The sequence below is a fragment of the Streptomyces sp. NPDC091972 genome (assembly GCF_044756385.1).
Taxonomy (GTDB): domain Bacteria; phylum Actinomycetota; class Actinomycetes; order Streptomycetales; family Streptomycetaceae; genus Streptomyces.
Genome location: NZ_JBIVSV010000001.1, coordinates 1,021,595 through 1,040,311, shown reverse-complemented (window position 1 = coordinate 1,040,311; position 18,717 = coordinate 1,021,595). Strand labels below are relative to the sequence as shown.

17 protein-coding genes are annotated in these 18,717 nt (G+C 70.5%); 11 read left to right on the top strand and 6 right to left on the bottom strand.

The window, feature by feature from the left end:
* Positions 1 to 353: 353 nt before the first annotated feature.
* Positions 354 to 908, bottom strand: a complete 555-nt coding sequence (locus ACIQJT_RS04920; RefSeq protein WP_402639897.1) for a DUF308 domain-containing protein — start codon at positions 906 to 908, stop codon at positions 354 to 356.
* Positions 909 to 1,078: 170 nt separating this feature from the next.
* Between ACIQJT_RS04920 and ACIQJT_RS04915 the strand changes: the two genes are divergently transcribed.
* Both ACIQJT_RS04915 and ACIQJT_RS04910 read left to right on the top strand, forming a co-directional pair.
* Positions 1,079 to 1,498: an Hsp20/alpha crystallin family protein gene (locus ACIQJT_RS04915; RefSeq protein WP_365462761.1), complete on the top strand. Its 420-nt coding sequence runs from the start codon at positions 1,079 to 1,081 to the stop codon at positions 1,496 to 1,498.
* Between the two features lie 47 nt (positions 1,499 to 1,545).
* Complete coding sequence (locus ACIQJT_RS04910; protein WP_402639894.1) at positions 1,546 to 1,707, top strand: hypothetical protein; 162 nt, start codon at positions 1,546 to 1,548, stop codon at positions 1,705 to 1,707.
* A 130-nt stretch (positions 1,708 to 1,837) separates the two neighbouring features.
* Here the strand turns inward: ACIQJT_RS04910 and ACIQJT_RS04905 are convergent, their stop codons facing one another.
* A complete protein-coding gene (locus ACIQJT_RS04905) occupies positions 1,838 to 2,572 on the bottom strand; it encodes an alpha/beta fold hydrolase (RefSeq protein ID WP_402639893.1) in 735 nt (244 codons plus the stop codon).
* 553 nt (positions 2,573 to 3,125) lie between these two features.
* On the opposite strand from ACIQJT_RS04905, the gene ACIQJT_RS04900 reads away from it, so the two are divergent.
* Positions 3,126 to 3,839: a GAF and ANTAR domain-containing protein gene (locus tag ACIQJT_RS04900; protein WP_402639892.1), complete on the top strand. Its 714-nt coding sequence runs from the start codon at positions 3,126 to 3,128 to the stop codon at positions 3,837 to 3,839.
* 372 nt (positions 3,840 to 4,211) lie between these two features.
* Positions 4,212 to 5,234 carry a LacI family DNA-binding transcriptional regulator gene (locus ACIQJT_RS04895; RefSeq protein ID WP_402639890.1) on the top strand — a complete coding sequence of 341 codons (1,023 nt, stop codon included), beginning with the start codon at positions 4,212 to 4,214 and terminating at the stop codon, positions 5,232 to 5,234.
* A gap of 195 nt (positions 5,235 to 5,429) precedes the next feature.
* Here the strand turns inward: ACIQJT_RS04895 and ACIQJT_RS04890 are convergent, their stop codons facing one another.
* Genes ACIQJT_RS04890 through ACIQJT_RS04875 form a run of 4 tightly spaced genes read right to left on the bottom strand, consistent with a single transcriptional unit; the run spans position 5,430 to position 10,552 of the window.
* Entirely contained in the window at positions 5,430 to 7,337 is a 1,908-nt protein-coding gene (locus tag ACIQJT_RS04890) for a glycogen debranching N-terminal domain-containing protein (RefSeq protein WP_365462771.1), read from the bottom strand.
* A complete protein-coding gene (locus tag ACIQJT_RS04885; RefSeq protein WP_402639887.1) occupies positions 7,334 to 8,689 on the bottom strand; it encodes an MGH1-like glycoside hydrolase domain-containing protein in 1,356 nt (451 codons plus the stop codon). The genes ACIQJT_RS04890 and ACIQJT_RS04885 overlap by 4 nt, the downstream gene beginning before the upstream one ends.
* Positions 8,686 to 9,486, bottom strand: a complete 801-nt coding sequence (locus ACIQJT_RS04880) for a sugar phosphate isomerase/epimerase family protein (RefSeq protein WP_402639885.1) — start codon at positions 9,484 to 9,486, stop codon at positions 8,686 to 8,688. Before ACIQJT_RS04880 ends, ACIQJT_RS04885 begins: the two co-directional genes overlap by 4 nt.
* A 19-nt stretch (positions 9,487 to 9,505) precedes the next feature.
* Complete coding sequence (locus ACIQJT_RS04875; RefSeq protein ID WP_365462777.1) at positions 9,506 to 10,552, bottom strand: zinc-binding alcohol dehydrogenase; 1,047 nt, start codon at positions 10,550 to 10,552, stop codon at positions 9,506 to 9,508.
* 125 nt (positions 10,553 to 10,677) lie between these two features.
* Here ACIQJT_RS04875 and ACIQJT_RS04870 point away from each other — a divergent pair, with 125 nt between their 5' ends.
* The 7 genes from ACIQJT_RS04870 (at position 10,678) to ACIQJT_RS04840 (ending at position 18,504) form a co-directional block, all read left to right on the top strand.
* Positions 10,678 to 12,081 (top strand): ABC transporter substrate-binding protein, encoded by a 1,404-nt coding sequence (locus ACIQJT_RS04870; RefSeq protein WP_402639883.1) that lies wholly within the window; start codon positions 10,678 to 10,680, stop codon positions 12,079 to 12,081.
* 31 nt (positions 12,082 to 12,112) lie between these two features.
* Positions 12,113 to 13,129, top strand: coding sequence for a carbohydrate ABC transporter permease (locus tag ACIQJT_RS04865; protein WP_402639881.1), 1,017 nt, complete (start codon positions 12,113 to 12,115; stop codon positions 13,127 to 13,129).
* A complete protein-coding gene (locus ACIQJT_RS04860; RefSeq protein WP_365462782.1) occupies positions 13,129 to 13,995 on the top strand; it encodes a carbohydrate ABC transporter permease in 867 nt (288 codons plus the stop codon). Before ACIQJT_RS04865 ends, ACIQJT_RS04860 begins: the two co-directional genes overlap by 1 nt.
* A gap of 16 nt (positions 13,996 to 14,011) precedes the next feature.
* Positions 14,012 to 15,214, top strand: coding sequence for an ROK family protein (locus ACIQJT_RS04855; RefSeq protein WP_402639879.1), 1,203 nt, complete (start codon positions 14,012 to 14,014; stop codon positions 15,212 to 15,214).
* 74 nt (positions 15,215 to 15,288) lie between these two features.
* Entirely contained in the window at positions 15,289 to 16,206 is a 918-nt protein-coding gene (locus ACIQJT_RS04850) for a Gfo/Idh/MocA family protein (RefSeq protein WP_402639877.1), read from the top strand.
* A gap of 315 nt (positions 16,207 to 16,521) precedes the next feature.
* Positions 16,522 to 17,418: a LysR substrate-binding domain-containing protein gene (locus tag ACIQJT_RS04845; RefSeq protein ID WP_402639875.1), complete on the top strand. Its 897-nt coding sequence runs from the start codon at positions 16,522 to 16,524 to the stop codon at positions 17,416 to 17,418.
* A 336-nt stretch (positions 17,419 to 17,754) separates the two neighbouring features.
* Positions 17,755 to 18,504 carry an SDR family NAD(P)-dependent oxidoreductase gene (locus tag ACIQJT_RS04840; RefSeq protein WP_402639873.1) on the top strand — a complete coding sequence of 250 codons (750 nt, stop codon included), beginning with the start codon at positions 17,755 to 17,757 and terminating at the stop codon, positions 18,502 to 18,504.
* The last annotated feature ends 213 nt before the right edge of the window (positions 18,505 to 18,717 follow it).

Below are 18,717 nucleotides of genomic sequence, written 5' to 3'. Positions count from 1 at the left end.
CGTCACGATGAGTACCGGTCCCCGGGCGCGCAGGGCAGCGAAGTCCCGGCCCCTGCCATGCTCCATCTCACCCACGCACCAACGGCCCGGGCGGAAGCGGTAACGGCGCCCGGGCCGCGGGCGCACCGCGCGCCACCAGTGCGACTCCACGCGGACCTCCTCCACGCACTCGAGTGGCAGCCGCACGCTGCGGCAGCGCGCCGCCGGCGCCCACCGCCACGGCAGACGCACCACCAGATCGCAGCCGTTGACGTACAGCCGCGTCACGACGCCCACCTGCCTTCCGACATCCATGGCGGGCCTCAGACACACGGGCCTGAGGCGCGCCGGACCTGGTTGATTCCGGGGACACGTCAGTGGGCCATACGGGCACCGGACGCCGGCCTGGTCCAGGACCGCTCACCGTTTCCGGTGCGGTACTCCCGCCAGGCCGCAGCCAGCCACAGGCCGCCCGCGACCAGCGCATACACACCCAGGACCAGGCTGATGGCCACCGCTCCGACGTTCGGGCGCAGCCACAGCAGCGCGCCCGCCGCCACCGATGCGACGGCCGAAGCCCGCCACCACCACGCATGTCGCAGTTCACGACGCAGCCGCGTGGCGACCCACAGTTCGAGGCAGCCCGTCCCGATGGCCCAGGCACCTGCCATGCCCACCAGCACCAGGGCCGTCAGCCCCGACCACAGAGCCGTGATCAGTCCGGCCACCACCCCCAGGGCACCGGCCGCCGCCCACGCCGCGGCGGGTCGGGGCTCACGCCGGCGCCGCCACGCCCCAGCAATGAGCATCGCGCCGTCCGCCAGCGCATACGCGCCGAACACCCAGGCCAGGGCCAGCACCGTCACCAGCGGGCCTCCCCTTCGGACACTCACGTGCGTCGACGAGCCGACCGCCGTGATGGCGGCCATGACGCCGACGCACCGATCACTCACAGCAGGAGTAGGAGATTGAGTCCATCACTGTCAACTTCATGTAGCGGGTACTTGTCAGTAAGTCTCCAGTCGGGTTATAGAAATAGACGCGCTCGATCGTTGGGCCGCAGTCGCTGCGGCCGCCTGCAGAAAGGAAGAAGTTGGACATGCTTGCGCGCACGGGCGTTCTGGGCGATCTCGACCGGCTCACGCAACAGCTCACGACCGCCGCCCCGGCAGGCACCGTCATCGCCGCGGATGCCTGGCGCGACGAGGCAGCGCTCTACGTGCAGTTCGACCTGCCCGGCATGGACCGCTCCACCATCGAACTGACCACGGAGCGGCACACGCTGACCCTGACCGCCGAGCGGCCCTCCCCCATCCCGGCCGACGCCCGCCCCGTACTCACCGAGCGGCCCTCCGGGCGATTCACCCGCCGCCTGGCCCTGTCGGACGCCTTGGACACCGCGGCCGCCGAGGCCGCCTACGACAACGGTGTCCTCACTCTGCGCATCCCGCTCGCCGCGCACGCCAAACCCCGCAAGATCGCCATCTCCGGCGGGGCGACCAAGCAACTGACCGCCTGAATTCTGCCGACCCGTCCATCTCAGCGCGCCGAAGGAGGCTCACCGCCATGGGCGCCCTGCTGTGGCTGCTCATCCCCCTCTTCGCCGGTCTCGCCGCCAGTGTCTGGGCCTGGGGCACCGCACGCCGCAATCCCAGCCCGCCCGATCACGACACCTGGGAAGACCTCGACCGCCACCAGCGGCTGCGGACCGTCCTGAGCAACCAGTGAACGCGCCAGAACGGCATGAGCGGGTGATCGCGAGCCCACGAGACGCATCCTCGCCGCAGGCTCCTGACCACGGCACGTCGGGAGGCCGGGAGCGCAGACCAGGCAGCCCACGATGCCCTCAATCAAGCAATCAAGTCACCGAGGACGATGGGCTCTGGGGCGTGAAGGTTCCGCTGATCTTCAAGGAGTCCTCATGGCAGAACTCCAGAATCAGTCGGGCGGTGGTGTCGGGCCGGCTGAAGTGCACGGCGTGGGCTGCGCCGGGTATCACGGCAAGCCGGCCACGAGGCAGGTCGGCGGCAACCCGCTCGCCCCAGGGCTGTGGGGCCACCCGGTCGTCGGATCCCCTCAGCACCAGGGTCGGCGCCTCGATCCGCCGTAGGCGCGTCTCGAACGGGCCGTCCGCGTCCAGCCGTGCCTGTCGGAATCCCGCCAGGAACCGGGCTGCTCCGGTGACGAGATAGTCCGCGGCGGCCACACCGAGGAGGGACAGCGGCTCCTTCGGCGCGTCGGCCAGCAGACGCAGCAGTTGCCGCGCCGGCGACAGCGCCGTCGCGTCGAGTGCGGGGCCGATAAGCACCATCCGCTCCACCAGTAGAGGATGCTCGGCCGCGAGCGCCGCGGTCACCTGGCAGCCGACCGAGTTGGCCACCAGGAAACACGGGCCGATCGCCGCGGCCGCCTGCCAGCGCAGCAGCGCTTGCACCGTTTCCTCGACGTCCGGGGCGCGCCGGACGGCCCGCAGCGAGCGTACGTTTCCCGGCAGGTCCGGCACCAGGACGGTGCGCCCCGCAGCCGCCAGCGACTGGGCGAGAGGGGTGAAGTAGCGTCCTGACAGGCCGAGTCCGTGAACCAGGACGATCACGGTCTCACTCGGGGGCCAGGGACCGAAGCACACGGTGTACAGACCCGCGACGCGGCCTTCACGCCTGGTTGCCGACCGCCCCGTGTGCCCAGTCGCACGGGGCGAGGTGACCACCGCCTCAGCTGCGAGACGGTAGCCGCCGGCCCCCTCCGCCGGGGGCGGGCCCTCGCAGTGAGAGCGGACGGGCCCTCCTGCGGCAGGAACGTCCCTGTCGATGATCTGTCTCTTCCGCTCGGCTGCTCCTTGCTTCTCCGCCGAGTCACCGCGACAGGACGACCCAATCATTGGCTTCTCGGCCCCGCCCGCGAGCACCGGCGGACCACGCGAACCGTCACCACGTGGGCGAGGTCGGCACGCACAGGGCTCTGGGCACCGGTGTCCGACAGTCCCGCGGGCGTCGCCTCCGCGGGGCCGGGTACTTCGCTCGCATGACGCTTATCCAGCACACGAGGACGGCGCCTCGCCCTGCATCCCCACACCGTGTCGGACATCGCCCAGGTGAGGCCGCCTGCCGGCCGTCCGCGCCGGACGCACGGCGCGAGCGGAGCGCACGATGACCTCGAAAGCGGCCGAAACGGCACGGCTGGTCGCCAAAGTGGCCGCCGACGCGGATGCCGGGGAGATACCCCGGCTGGTGTGCGCGGCTGTGTCCGAAGGGCTCGGTGTGGACGGCGCGACTCTCTCCCTCCTCACCGACACCCCCTCGCGGCAGCTGCTCGCCGCCTCGAACGACGACGCCCTGCTGTTGGAGGAGATCCAGTTCACGGTGTTGGAGGGGCCCTGTCTCACCGCCGCGAACCGCGGTGAGACTGTCGCGGTCGACGACCTGCGCCACGATGTGACGCCCTGGCCGCTGTTCGGCGCGTCCGTACGCGAGAGGCTGCCGCACATCGCATCGGTGTACGCGCTGCCCCTGTTCTTCGGTGACTACGTCCTGGGCTCCGTGGACCTGCTGGCCCGTCGCGCACACGCTTTGGACGCGCGCGAGCTGGAGCAGGCGGAGGACGTGGCCGAGGCCGTGTCGGTCGCTCTCATGTCGACTCGCGACATGCTGCTGAGCGGAGGGGGGCCACCCGCTTGGGAACCGGAGGAGATTGTCCGCGCCCACTGGTTCGACACGGCCCGCGCCGTCGGAGCCCTGGCCTCCCGGCAGGGGATCGCCCCGGAGGACGCGCTGGCCCGCATGCGTGCCGAGGCGTTCCGTACCGGCACGTCACTGGCTGACATCACCGCGGACATCCTGCGCGACCCGCCGCATGATCCCTAGCCAGGGGGGACCGGCGACACCAGCGCGGAGCGCGCGAACGTCGGTTTCGGCCGTTGACCGCCGGGCCAGGTTGTCGTCCGCCCTCTCCGCCCCCGGCGGGGACCTGCTCTCCCCGGGTGGAGCTGCGGTCCGCCCGCCCCGACCTGCGGACGGCGACCAAGGCGGGGCCGCCTCTCCGAGATGGTTGCGCGCAGGCTGGGCGTCCCGCCGGACGACGCGCGCGAGATCGCGCCCGCCTTCCTCATGAGAGCGCGGCGAGCGGCCGGTGCCCCCGGTACCGAACCGTTCGACGGTGCCCGTCGCCCCCCGGCAAAGTCGTGTGCTCGGCGCCCGCACCCCCGTAAGATCGGTGATCTCGTGGGGGAGGTGGTCATGGGTAAACGGCGCCTGGGGACGCCGACGCTGGAGGAGGTGGCCGCGCACGCCGGGGTGGGACGGGGCACGGTCTCCCGCGTCATCAACAACGCCGCAGGCGTGAAGGAGTCGACCCGCCTGACGGTGCAGCGGGCCATCGAGGAACTGGGCTACGTGCCCAACCTGGCCGCCCGCTCCCTGGCCGGGAGAGGGGCCGACGCCGTTGCCCTGGTCATGACGGAACCGGACTGGCGGCAGTTCGCGGAGCCCTTCTTCTCCGAGATCGTGAGCTCGCTCGGGGACGCGCTGTCCGATACCGGCATGCAACTGCTGCTGACCCTCGTGCGCTCGGACGCCGAGCGGCAGCGCTTCCTCGAGTACGCGCGCGGCGGCCGGGTCGACGGCGTTCTGCTGATCTCCGTGCACGCCGGCGATCCACTGCCGGACATGCTTGCCGAGTCCCGGCTGCCGACCGTGCTGCTGGGACGCCGCTCCGGCGACGAATACGTCAGTTACGTCGACGTGGACAACGTCGGCGGAGCCCGCAGCGCCGTCTACCACCTGCTCCGACAAGGTCGCAGAGCGATCGCCACCATCACCGGGCCGACCGACATGTACGTGACGCAGTGCCGAGTGCGCGGCTACCAGGAGGCTTTGGCGCTCGCGGGCGTGGAGGGCAAGCGGACCCTCGTCGCCGAGGGCGACTTCACCGCGGAGAGCGGACGCCGCGCCATGGCCGAACTCCTCCGACGGCATCCGGAGATCGACGGGGTTCTCGCCGCGTCGGACACGACGGCCGCGGGAGCCCTGGAGACGCTGCACGCGGCCGGGCGCCGGGTGCCCGAGGACGTCGCCGTGATCGGTTTCGACGACTTCCCGCTGGCCCAGCAGACCACTCCCCGGCTGACCACGGTGCGTCAGCCGATCGAGGCGATCGGGCAGGCCATGGTCCGGCTGCTCCTGGAGGAGATGGAGGAGGGTGCCGTGGCCTGGCGGCACGTCATCCTCCGTACGGAGTTGGTGGCTCGCGAGTCCACCTGATCGTCACTGGGCGAAACCCGGGCACCGGCCCTGCGACGTTCCTGACGAGCGCGGCCGCTGTCAGCGGTGACGGCACCGGGGAGTTCCCTGGCGGGATCGCCCAGGTCGGCCGGTCCGACAGCGCCTCCCGGCACGGTCCGGTCCCGACCGATCCGACGTCCGCGTATCGGGCAGGCAGGACATCCGGTCAGTCCGTCACCGCCGTAGGGCCGTGAGCAGGGCCAACGGTGTTGCCGCCGCCCACGCCTGCGGGGTGCACGCGTGCGGGTAGGGCACCGGGCCATCGGTCGCGGATCGGGCGTACCCGGCGATCACCTCGGGCAGACGATGGCCGTGCCGGGTGGCCGCGGCGACGAGGCCCTCGGTGACGGCGGTGACTTCCGCGTCCAGTCCGTACCGGGCCAGGCCCAGGGCGATGATGGCGTTGTCGTGGGGCCACGCGCTCCCGCGGTGGTACGACAGCGGGTGGTAGGGCCTTTGCCCGGCGGCCAGCGTGCGGATGGCCCAGCCGGAGAAGAAGTCCGGTTCCAGCAGACGCCTGCCGGTCCGTCGGGCGTGGTCCTCGGAGAGGATGCCGGACCACAGCAGGTGCCCGGCGTCCGACGCCAGCACGTCGACCTGACGGCCGTCCCCGTCCAGGGCGAGGGCCGGGAAGTCGGCCTGGGCCATCCAGAAGTCCGTGACGAAGCGTGCTTGCAGCCGGTCGGCGGCCTGCCGCAGGTGCTGTGCGTATCGAGTGTCCTGCCAGATGTCACGGGCCAGATGAGCGGTGCGTACGAGTGCGTCGTAGGCGTATCCCTGGGCCTCCGAGACGGCGATGGGCCCCTTGGCCTGGGTGCCGTCGGTGAAGCAGACGGCGCCGTCCGAGTCCTTCCAGTTCTGGTTGATCAGTCCGTCGGGGTCGGGGTGGTAGACGAGGTAGCCGTGCCGGTCGAGGCCGCCGTCGGTGAGCATCCAGTCGACGGCACGCCGGGCGTGCTGTTCCAGCCGGACCGCCAGGGAGCGGTCTCCCGTCGCCTCGTAGTGGGCGTGCAGCAGGATGAGGAAGAGCGGCGTGGAGTCGACGGAGCCGTAGTAGCGGCCGTAAGGGATCTGCCGGAAGTGGGCGAGTTCGCCGTGACGGGTTTCGTGGACGATGCGTCCGGGCTGCTCGCCGCTGAAGGCGTCGTAGCGCTCCCCCTGGGCCGCGGCGAGCGCGCTGAGCGTCGCGGCGGCGGTCCCGGGACGGTAGGGAAGCAGGAAGTACGACGTCAGCAGGGAGTCGCGGCCGAAGAGCGTGAGGAACCACGGGATTCCCGCGGCCGGGACGTGCACCTGCTCGCCGTCGACGCCGGTGACCGGGATGGTCAGCAGGTCCAGGTCGGCAAGGCCGCGTTCGCAGGCGCGGCCGAGATCGTCGGTCGCCGTGGACGGCCGCGGTGGCGGGTTCGGCACGGCGGGAGGACCGTCCGGCAGACCGGGCGGGTGGGCACGGACGGTGAGGCGAAGGTCCGCCTCACCGTGCCCGTCGAGTTCCATGTGCCAGGTCAGGGTGCGGATGGTGGACTGCGGGGCGTCCTCGGCGGGCGCGAGGGCGTGGGGGGCCGGATCGCAGGTGACGGTCGTGCGGGCGTGCCAGTCGGCTCTGCGGTAGTCGAACAGCAGCCCGTCGTCGGTGGGACGGACTTCATGACGACTGTCGGCTTTGGTGTAGTGGCGGTCGTCGGCACGCAGTTCGAACAGGTCGGCGAAGTCGGCGTCGACGGTGAGGTCGATACGGGCGGTGACCGGATCGGGGCGGTTGCTGACGAGACGCAGGTGCTCGGTGAGGGTGCCGGCGGCGACGGTCTGGCTGCGGAAGACGGTGTAGGCGGGCGGGTTGTCGCGGGTGCCCTCGGGCGTCAGGACGCTGTTGGCGGTGTCGTCCGTCCGGGCCGTGGCGGGCACCAGGGGGACGGGGTGGGTGGAGTCCACCGTGAGCTGCCAGCGGCTGAGGTGGCGGCCGTCGTGCAGGAAGAGCCCGTCGGGTGCGGTGCCGTGGGTACCGGTGATACCGCCGTCGGTGCGCAGCCGGATGAACGTGGCGTCGCGCACGAGCTGGATCCGGGTGTCGGCCGCGGTCATGGTGTGGGCTCCTCGGGAGCGTGGTTCAGCAGATCGAGGGCGAGGGCGGCGGTCCAGGAGAAGCGGCTCGCGCCGCGGGCCGCTCCCGTCGTGGGGTCGAGGTACTCGGCGAAGCCGGACCTGTCCGCCTGCGTGAGGTACTCCCGCCTCAGACGGTGGGCGTCCTGGTGGAATCCGTGCGTCCGCAGTCCGCGGTGGATCAGCCACGCTGTGTTGAACCAGGCGGGGCCGCGCCAGTAACGGGTGGGGTCGAAGGCGGGAGCCACCAGGTCGTAGCTGGGCACCAGCCCGGTGCCCGGCGCCTTGAAGTGCGGTCCGTCGAGGGCTTGGCGCAGCCCGGAGACCACGTGGCGCGGCAGGCCGGGCACGATCAGCGGGACGAGTCCGGTGACACTGCGTTCGTCCACCAGGGTGTCGTCATGGAGGTCACGCACCCGGAACAGGCCCGCGTCCTCGTCCCACAGCCGGGTCACCATCTGGTGGGTCAGTTCCGCGGCACGTGTCCTGTGCGGCTCGGCGCTCCCGCCCAGTTCCCCGGTCAAGGCGGCCAGCGCCAGTTCGCTGACGGCGAGCAACGCGTTGAAGGTGGGGTCTTCCACGGCGAAGGAGCGGGGTGCGGCGGCATCGTCGTAGCCCGCGTCCCGGTAGTCGGCGGCGAGGCGGACGTAGCGGCCGTAGTCCAGGTCGGTCGGTCGCTCGGCGGGGTGGCCGTGGTCCAGGTCGGCGCGTTGGAAGGTGTCGGGTGGAGCGGGTGCGACTCGCTGGAGGGCCGCGTCCCAGCAGGGGCTGTTGTCCATGCCGGGCTCCCAGGGGTGGACGACGGCGGCCAGTCCGGCGCCGCCGAGGTCGCGTCGGTTCAGGAGGTAGTCGTGCCAGGCGGCCAACCGGGGCTGGACGCGGGCCAGGAAACCCCGGCGTCGCGATTCCTCGGGGTCCGCCTGGTGCACGAGCCAGGCGGCCAGCGCGTGCACGGGGGGCTGGACGATGCCCGACGTCTCCTGGCCCGCCGGTGCGCCGGCCGCGCGGCCTGCCTGGGAGGACTGCCAGAAGTCGGGGCTGGGGAAGTAGGCGTCGTGGGGCACGGCCGGGTTGAACACGATGTGCGGGACGCGCCCGTCGGCCCACTGTCCGGCGAGCAGGGATTCCAGCTCCTGCTGGGCACGGCGGACCGAGAGGTGGCGCAGCCCGATGGCGATGAAGGCGGAGTCCCAGCTCCACTGGTGCGGGTAGAGGGTGCGGGAGGGGACGGTGGAGGTGCCGGTCCAGTTGTCGAAGAGGACCCGCGCCGCACCGCTCCGCAGTGTCAGGGCTGCGGAGGCGGTGGGCGCGGGCCGGTTCAGGAGGGTGGTCACGCGCCGGACCTCTTGAGGAAGGCGGGGACGGAGCGGACGGCTTCGACGGGGTCGCCGGTCAGGCGGCATTCGAGGGCGAGGTAGCCGTCGTAGCCGATGGTGTGCAGCGCGCCGAGCCAGGCGGGCCAGTCGAGGTGGCCGGCGCCGGGCTGGAAGCGGTTGGAGTCGGAGACCTGGGCGTGGCCGATGACGTCGGCATGGGCGAGGATGGCGGCGGCGGGGTCGGCCTCCTCGATGTTCATGTGGTAGCTGTCGATGCCGATGCGCACCGAGTCCAGGCCGGTGGCGCGGATGAGGTCGGCGGCCTGCTCCAGCCGGTTGACCATGTGGTCCTCGTAGCGGTTGAGCGGCTCGAGGAAGAGGGTGACTCCCTGCGCGCGGGCGTGCTCGCCGAGTTCCGCAAGGCCCTCGATGAGGATCTCGCGGTCCTCGGCCTCGCTGCGGGGTGGTTCGAAGGGCGGCAGACGGCGCGAGAACATGCCGTAGGAGGCGGGGGTCTGCGCGCCGAGACCGCCGATCTCGGCGATGACGGTGAGCTGGGACTTCATCTGGTCGAGGGCGTCGCGGCGCTGTCCGGCGTCGAAGGCCGCGAAGAAGTGCAGCATGTCGACGCACACGGTGGGCATGACCACGCCGTCCTTGCGGGCCTGGCGCAGTTCCTCCAGGCGGGAGGCGAAGTGGAGGTCGCCCTTGCCGCGCAGTTCGATGCCGTCGTAGCCGGCTTGCTGGGCGAAGTCCCATTTGGCTTGCAGGGTGTCTCCGGGCAGGAGTTGTTCCTGCGCTGCGGTCTTGAGCATGAGGGGCCTTTCGGGGCTTTCAGAATTCCAGTACGACCTGGAGCGCCTCGGCGGGGCGCTCGTCCAGCAGGACGTAGGCGTCGGCGGCGGAGTCGGCGGGCACGACGTGGCTGACGAGGGACGCGACGTCGATCTGTCCCTCGGCCACCAGGCGCAGGAAGGTCTGCTGGAGGCGCTCGACGCTCCAGCGGTGGGCCAACTGCGGGGGTACGCCGCCGATCTGGGAGCAGATCAGCTGGACGCGGTTGTGGTGGAACTCGTCGCCCAGCCGCAGGCCGATGCCGTCGCCCTGGTAGAAGCCGGAGGCCACGACGCGTCCGCCGACGGCGACCGAGCGCAGGGCCTCGTGCAGCGCCGGATAGGCACCGCTGATCTCGATGGCGAGGTCGGCGCCGAGGCCGGCGGTGGCCTCGCGGATGCGTTCGGCCACGGCGTCGGTGCGGGCGTTGAGGGTGTGCTGGGCGCCGTGCTGCCTGGCGGTCTTGAGGCGGCCGTCGAGGGCGTCGACGGCGGTGACGCGGGCGCCGTTGAGCTGGGCGAGGCGGGTGGTGAGCAGTCCGATGACGCCCTGGCCGAAGACGGCGACGTCCTCGCCGACGTGGATGTCGCCCGCCAGGACGGCGTTGTACGCGATGGCGCCGACGCGGGCGAACGCGCCGGCCAGCGGTTCGAGTCCGGCGGGAAGCGTGTGGCCGATCATGCGCTCGGCGGGGACGATGCCTTCGCTGCGGTGGCCCCAGATGCCCCAGACCAGGTCGCCCGGCGCGGGCAGCCCGGGGGCACCGTGGAGATCGGGGGCGACCTCGACGACCTCGCCGACCTCGGAGTAGCCCCAGCCGGCGACCGGGTACTGGATGCCCGCCGCGCCGTCGCGGAAGAGCCGTGCCTCGGGGTCCCAGGTACGCGTCAGGTAAGGATTCGTGCCGCGGTAGGCCGTGAGTTCGGTACCGGCCGAGATGCCCGAGTAGCGGGTGCGGACTCTCAGGTGACCGGCTGGTAGATCGGCTCTGACCTGCTCGGTCACCTCGACCTGGCGAGGGCCGGTGAATTGGACGACGCGTTCCACGGATGACTCCGGAAGGGTTGCGGGTGCGGTTGCGTCGACAATAACCCCAACTTATGTCTTGTCAACAAGCAAAAGTGATGCTGAGATGCCTGCGCAGTAGACGTAAGTCGGAACGAGGACACGCAATGCGCACCAAGAGCCGGCGATCCAGCGCGATCGCGGTGGGCATCACCGCAGCCCTGACAGTCGGGCTGCTCACCAGTTGCTCCAGCAGTACGGGACCCGGGAAACCCGACCGGGAGATCACCGTCTGGTCCCAGGAGAACCTTCCCGACCGCGTCGCGGTCACCGAGAAGATCATCAAGGGGTTCGAGAAGAAGACCGGCATCAAGGTCCATCTCGTCGGGGTCGACGAGGGCCAGATGCCCCAACTGATCATGTCGGCCGCCGCCTCGGGCACGCTGCCCGACGTCATCGGCGCCGCCCCGATGGGCCAGGTCTGGCAGATGTACAGCAACGGCCTGCTCAACACCGACATCCCGCACCGCATCATCGGCGAGCTGGGACGCAAGACCTTCAACGCGAACGCCCTGGAGCTGACCTCCGACGGCGCCACCAGCCTGGGCGTGCCCTCCGACGCCTGGCTGCAACTGCTGGTCTACCGCAAGGACCAGCTCGCCGAGAAAGGACTGCCCGCCCCGGACACCTACGCCAGGGCCACCGCCGCCGCCAAGGCGCTCACCACCAAGGGTCGCTACGGCATGTCCGCGGCCACCGACCCCAGCGACGTCTTCACCTCGCAGAGCTTCGAGAGCCTCGCCCTGGCCAACGACTGCCAGTTGGTCGACGACCAGCACACGGTCGCCCTGGACTCCTCTCGGTGCCGCACCGCGTTCTCGACCTACGACGAGCTCGCCCGCACCTACGGCGCACCGGGCACCCAGACGGTGGACTCCACCCGCGCCACCTACTTCGCCGGCCAGTCCTCGATGATCATCTGGTCCTCGTTCCTGCTGGACGAACTCGCCGGCCTGCGCAAGGACGCCCTGCCGAGCTGCCCGCAGTGCAAGAAGGACCCGCAGTACCTGTCGCACAACAGCGGCATCGTCACCGCGATGAAGGGCCCCGATGCCGCCGAACCGGCACAGTTCGGCGAGATCACCTCATGGGTGACCACGAAGACCGCCGAGACCGCGGCCTCACGGGCCTTCATCGAGTACATGATGGGCACCGGCTACGAGTCGTGGTTCGGCATGGCACCCGAGGGCAAGATCCCCGTCCGCAACGGCACCGCCGCACAGCCCGACCGCTACCTCGACACCTGGCGGCACAGCAAGATCGGCGTCGACACCAAGAAGCCCTTCGACCAGGTCTACCCGCCCGGCCTGCTCAACCAGCTCGCCGCCGGCGTCAGCCACATGCGGCGCTGGGGCATCACCCAGGGCGAGGGCGCTCTCGTCGGCGCCACCAACGGCGAACTGCCCGTCCCGAAGGCCATCGGCGCGATGACCAGCGGACAGATCTCCCCCTCCGAGGCGGCCCACGAAGCCGACGACGACGTCGCCGCCCTGCAGAAATCCCTCCAGTAGCCGCCCGCATGCACGTCACAAAGGTCCCTTCATGACTACAGCACCAGCCGGCGCACCGCAGCGCCGGGACACCAGCACCAGGTCCGCGGACCGGCCCGCCGAGCGCCGCCGTCCGATGACCGCGAGCCGCCGCGCCAACCGCGCGGGGCTGGCATTCGTCTCCCCCACCTTCGTGGTGGTCCTCGTGGTGGTGATCCTGCCCATCGCCTGGACCGTGCTGCTCGCCTTCCAGCACGCCAAACTGGTCGACATCCAGGGCATGGGCCTGTTCGGCAACTGGACCCTGGAGAACTTCAGCCAGGTCTTCGACTCGGCCGGCTTCTGGCAGAGCCTGACCACCACCCTGATCTACACCGTCGGCTCCACCCTCGGCTCGGTCGTCCTCGGGCTGATCGCCGCGCTCGCCCTGCGCAGGCCGTTCAAGGGCCGCGGGCTGCTGCGCGCGGCGATGCTGCTGCCCTACGTCGCGCCCGTCGTCGCCGTCGCCTTCGTCTGGGAGGTCGCCCTCAGCCCGCAGTACGGCGTGGTCAACGACTGGGGCCGCCGCCTGTTCGGCTGGGACGACCCCATCGCCTTCCTGTCCACCCGCCAGTACGAAGTCCACCTGCTGGGCGTGCACTTCGACATCCCGCTGGCGCTGCTGACCGTCATCGCCTTCGAGTGCTGGCGCTACTTCCCCTTCGCGTTCCTGTTCATCCTCGCCCGCCTCCAGGCCGTCCCCGACGGGCTGGAGGAGGCCGCGCTGGTCGACGGCGCCACGCCCACGCAGCGCTTCCGCCACATCCTGCTGCCGCAGCTCATGCCGGTCATCGCCCTGCTGTGCGTGCTGCGCTTCATCATGACCTTCAACAAGTTCGACGACGTCTACCTGCTGACCGGCGGCGGAGCGGGCACCGACGTCGCGGCCGTGCGCGTCTACGACTTCCTCACCGCCCGCTACGACGTGGGAGCGGCCGCCGCGCAGGCCCTGGTCCTCGCCGTCTCGCTCATGATCCTTCTGGGCCTCTACTTCAAGTTCTTCGCCAACAAGGTTCAGGAGGAGTCGTGATGACCCGCGCCCAGTTCGAGGACCGCCTCTTCGGCGTACTGCGCTGGGTCGTCATCGCCTTCCTCGCGGTGATCACCCTGCTGCCCTTCTACTACATGCTGCTGCTGTCGCTGAAGCCCATCGACGCCCTGCTGCTCGACCCGGGCTCGCTGTGGCTGTCGGCGAAGGACTTCACCCTGACCACCTACCGCGACGTGCTGCGCTCCACCGACGACGGCGGCCAGGGCTTCGTGAAGTTCCTGGTCAACTCCGCGCTGGTCTCGCTCGGCACGGTCGCCCTGACCCTGCTGGCCGCGGTGCCCGGGGCCTACGCGGTCAGCCGCCTGAAGTTCTTCGGCCACCGCCAGGTCAGCGCGCTCTTCCTGGCCGTGTACCTCTTCCCGGCCACCCTGCTGGCCGTCCCGCTGTTCGTCATCTTCGCCAAGCTGCACCTGTCCTCAAGCCTGGTCGGCCTCGCCATCGTCTACGTCGCCCAGACCGTGCCGGTGTCGATCTACATGCTGAAGAACTACCTCGTGACCATCCCCTACTCCATCGAGGAGGCGGCGGCACTCGACGGGTGCAGCCGCCTGCAGACGGTGCGCAAGGTGATCCTGCCGCTGGCCCTGCCCTCCCTCATGGCCACCGGGCTGTACGTCTTCATGATCGCCTGGAACGAGTTCCTCTTCGCGTTGCTCTTCCTGGCCGCGGACCCCGACAAGTGGACCGTCTCCCTGGGCCTCGCCCAGTTGTCCAACGGCGTCGAGGTGCCCAAGACGGTGCTGATGGCCGGGTCCGTGGTGCTGACGATTCCCGTGGTACTCCTGTTCTTCGCGGCCGAACGCCTGCTCACCGAAGGTTTGACCAGTGGTGCCGACAAGAGCTGAGAACACGGGGGACGAGATGCTGACGACGAATCAGGTCAGTGCGGGAGAGGTGCTCCAGCTCATCCGCAGCGGGCGCGCGAACACTCGCGCCGATCTTCTACAGGTCACCAAGTTGTCGCGGTCGACCATCGGCCAGCGTCTGGACGTCCTCAACCGCGCCGGGTGGCTCAAGCACACCACCGGGGCCTCCACCGGCGGCCGGCCCTCCCAGAAGATCGTCTTCGACCCGTCCCACGCCGCGGTCATCGCCGTGGACCTGGAGACCCGGCATGCCAGGGCCGCCGTCCTCGACCTCGCCGGCACGATACTCGCCGAGCAGACCGGGCCGATGCTCATCAGTGACGGCCCCGACAACGTCCTGGACAAACTGGCCGGCTGGTTCCCGGAGCTGATCACCGCGGCAGGGGTGGACGCGGGGCACATCTGCGGCATCGGCGTCTCCGTGCCCGGCCCCGTCGAGTGGGCCACCGGCCGTGTCGTCCAACCGCCGATCATGCCCGGCTGGGACCAGTACCCCATCCGGGAGCGGCTCCAGAAGGCCTACGCCGACCACGTGGGCCCCAGCATGGAGACCGGCCCGGTCCCCGTCTTCGTCGACAACGACGCCAATCTCATGGCGCTCGCCGAGCATCAGGCCAACCACCGCGACTGCACGGCGTTCGTGCTCGTCAAGGCGTCCACCGGCATCGGCGCCGGCGTCGTCGTGGGCGACCAGGTGTACCGCGGCATAGACGGCGGAGCGGGCGACATCGGCCACATCCGCCTGCACGACCGGCCCGACGCACTCTGCATGTGCGGTTCGCACGGCTGCCTGGCCGCGGTGGCCAGCGGCCGCGCGATCGCCGGACACCTGTCAGCCCTGGGCATCGAAGCGGCATCGGCCTCCGACGTCAAACGACTGCTCGCCGAAGGCCAGCCGGACGCCATCCGGCTGGCCCGCGAGGCGGGACGACGGGCCGGGGAGGTCCTCGTCACCGTGGTCAGCCTGCTCAATCCCGGAGTCCTCATGATCGCCGGTGAACTCTCCGGGGCGCCTTTCATGACCGGCGTCCGCGAACTGCTCTACCAGCGGGCCTTCCCTCGCGCGACCGCCAACCTCCAGGTCGTCACCTCACGTCTGGGCGACCACGCGGGCGTCATCGGGGCGGCCGCCATGGTCGTGGAGATCCTCTACTCCGCCGCCCGCGCCGACTCCCGGCTGGCCGCCCTCGCACCCTGAACGCCCCTTCACAGCACCATCCGAGCACCACCAGGTCGCCCGATCAGCGGACCTGAGAACGGACAGGACACCTCGTGACCACCCCCGCCACTTCCTGGCCGCACAAACCCGTCGAGGTCGGCCTCGTGGGCGCCGGGCCCTGGGCGCGCGCCATGCACGCCCGCATGCTCGCCGCCGGACCTGAAACCCGCCTCACCGCCGTGTGGGCCCGCCGTCCCGAGGCCGCACAGGAGACCGCGGCCCCCTACCGCGCGCACGTCGCCGCCTCCTACGACGACCTCCTCGACCGCTGTGAGGCCGTCGCCTTCGCCGTGCCACCGGCCGTTCAAGCCGAACTCGCCCCACGGGCCGCCCAGGCGGGCAAGGCCCTGCTCCTGGAGAAGCCCCTGGGCCCTGATGTGACCACCGCCGAACGCGTCGCCGAAGCCGTGCGGGAAGCAGGGGTCGTCTCCCAACTGGTCCTGACCAAGCGTTTCCACCCAGCCACCGAGGCCTTCCTCCAGGCCGCTCGCACCTTCCCCGTCATGGGCGCACGCTCCTGCTACCTGCACGGCGCCTTCCTCGGTGGGGAGTTCGCCACCGGCTGGCGCCTGGAGCACGGCGCCCTGCTCGATCTGGGACCGCATCTCCTCGACCTCCTTGACGCCGCCATCGGCCCCATCAAGACGGTGCGCGGCACAGGGGATTCGCGTCGCTGGATCGAACTCACCTGTGAACACGAGAACGGCGCGGTCAGCCAGGCGTCCCTCTCCGGTGCGGTCGCGGTGCCACGCGCCGTCACTCGCGTCGAACTCTACGGAGCACAGCAGCCCTTGGCCTACGACACCGCGGACATCGACCACGAGGAATGCTGGCCCGTCCTGCGCCGCGCCTTCGCCACAGCGGTACGCACCGGCCGGCCCGGCGAACTCGACGCGGCACGTGGGCTGTACCTCCAGCGTCTCATCGATCAGGCCACTCGCCCGGACACGAACGCGGCCCAGCCGAGGTAGTGGTCGGCCGACAGACGCAGGGACGCCTTTCACCGGCCCGGCAAGGATGGTCGCGGCGACAGCACCCAGGCCGGCAGGTCGAGCGACCTGCCGGGTCGGCGGCGAGGACGGTGCGGTGCGTCGTCGACCGGTTCCCGCGGGCGGAGCAGCAGCGTGACACGGAGCAGCCCGGTCCCGTCGTCGGTCAGATCTCGGGCACGGCGGGCGGGGCACGCCTCACGGGGACCGCCGCCATCATCGGGGGTGAACGCGGCCATCGGCGCACCTTCTGGCCGGCGGATGCCCAGTCGGTGGACCGTGTGCTGGTATGGAGAAATGGAACTGCGGGAACTGCGAACCTTCGTGGCGGTCGCCGAGGAGGGCGGCATGTCCGCCGCCGCCCGCCGACTGCACATGAGCCAGTCGGCGCTGTCGCAGACGGTGAGCGGCCTTGAGCGGCAACTCGGACTGAAGCTGCTGATCCGCACCAACACCGGTGTCCGTCCCACCGAGGAGGGCGAGACCCTGCTGGCGGAGGCCCGCGCCGTGATCGCCCGCCACGACCAGGCCATGCGGACCATGGTGAGCCTGACGAGCCCGGGATGCGGACTGCTGCGCATCGGCATCCCCTTGGAACTCCCGTCGGATCTGCTCCAGCCGGCCATGGAACAGGTGGCGGCCTCCTGCCCCGGCACCCGCGTGCAGGCCCGTCACCTCTCATCTGCCGCTCAGTTGCAGGCCCTGCGCGCCGGTGACCTCGACATCGGTCTGCTCCGGGAACGCCCCGCGGACCCCGACCTCGACGCCATGCTGGTCGTCACGGAGAAGCTGGGTGTGCTGCTCGCTACGAGCGTCGCCGCCGAGCTGGCGGACGACGAGGGGGTGCGCCTGGAGACCCTCCGGGGCCTGGAGTGGGTGAGCTTTCCCCGCTCCGGCAGTCCGGCGTGGTACGACGAAGTGACCTCGGTGCTGCGCAGCTTCGGCCTCGACCTGGGACCGGAGCCGCCGCAGGATCAGTCGTTGATCGCCGAGGTCAAGCTGGCGGCCGTCGGCACCGAGAAGGCCTTCGCCCTGGCGCCGCCCCGCTGGTCCCAGCCGCTGCCCGAGAACGTGGTGTGGAAGCCACTGCACCGACATCCGCTGGTCCGCCGCACCTGGGCGGTATGGCCGACCCACTCCCGACGGCGCGACCTGGCCGCCTTCATCACAGGACTTCCGACGGCAGACCTCTGATCCGCATCCGGACCCGTGCGCCCTTCCCAAAACGCTCGCGCCCTGGAGCAGGATTCGACGCGTTCTTCCCTTCGGATTCAACCCGCCCCCGTTATATGAATAAGTGGTCGCCGCTATCAGTGAATTCGATAGCCACTTCCCCACGGAATTGCGACCCAGGATCAACTACAAGCGTTTGACCTGCCCATATGTGAGTTCCCACGACGCCGATGACGTTCTCCAAGAGAACCGATCGACGCAATGTGAGACACCACAAGGTGCAGCCATCGAATGTTCTCCACGGAAATGATGCGTACATTGTGGCTCGCAACCCGACTTTTCGATGGAGTGCTTACCGTGAATTCTTCCTACCTTTCCGGCAGCGTCGCCCTGGTCACCGGTGCCACCAGCGGCATCGGCGCAGCCACGGCGGCCGCCCTCGCCGAGCGTGGCGCGCACGTGCTGATCGCGGGACGGGACGCGGCGCGTGGTGAGTCCGTGGCCGCCGCCATCCGGGCGCGCAGGGGCAAGGCCGACTTCCTCGCCGCGGACCTGACGACGGCCGCAGCGGCGCGCGATCTCGCACAGCGCGCGACCGACATCGGCGGAAGGGTCGACGTCCTCGTGAACAACGCCGGCGTCTATCCCTTCGGCCCCACCGCCGACACCGAGGAGGCACAGTTCGACACGGTGTACGCGCTGAACGTGAAGGCCCCGTACTACCTGGTGGCCGCGCTGGCTCCGGCCATGGCGGAGCGCGGCCGTGGCGCCGTCGTCAACGTGTCCACGATGGTCGCCGACTTCGGCATGGCCGGCATGGCCCTGTACGGGTCGAGCAAGGCCGCCGTGAATCTGCTGACGAAGTCATGGGCGGCCGAGTACGGCCCGCAGGGCGTACGGGTCAACGCCGTCGGGGTCGGGCCGACCCGTACCGAGGGGACGGCCGGCATGGGCGACGACCTGGGCGGGCTCGCCGCCCAGGCGCCCGCGGGCCGCCCGGCGAGCCCGGAGGAGGTCGCCTCCGTGATCACCTTCCTGGTCAGTGACGCGGCGAGCTTCGTGCACGGCGCGATCGTCCCCGTCGACGGCGGTCGCGTCGCCGTCTGAGCCGTACGACAGCAGCACCGAAGGGCCTGGTGCAGCGGACGTCACGTTGCGCCGGGCTCTGCGGAGGCTTGGTCATCCTGTCGCGCTGGCACCGCGCACGACGCCGAAGCAGCGGCACCTGACCCGGCCACCGTGCGGCGGCTGCCGAGCTATAGTCACGAGGTCGCGAAAAACGATGTCCCGCGGTGCTCCGCCGGACATTGCGCATACATC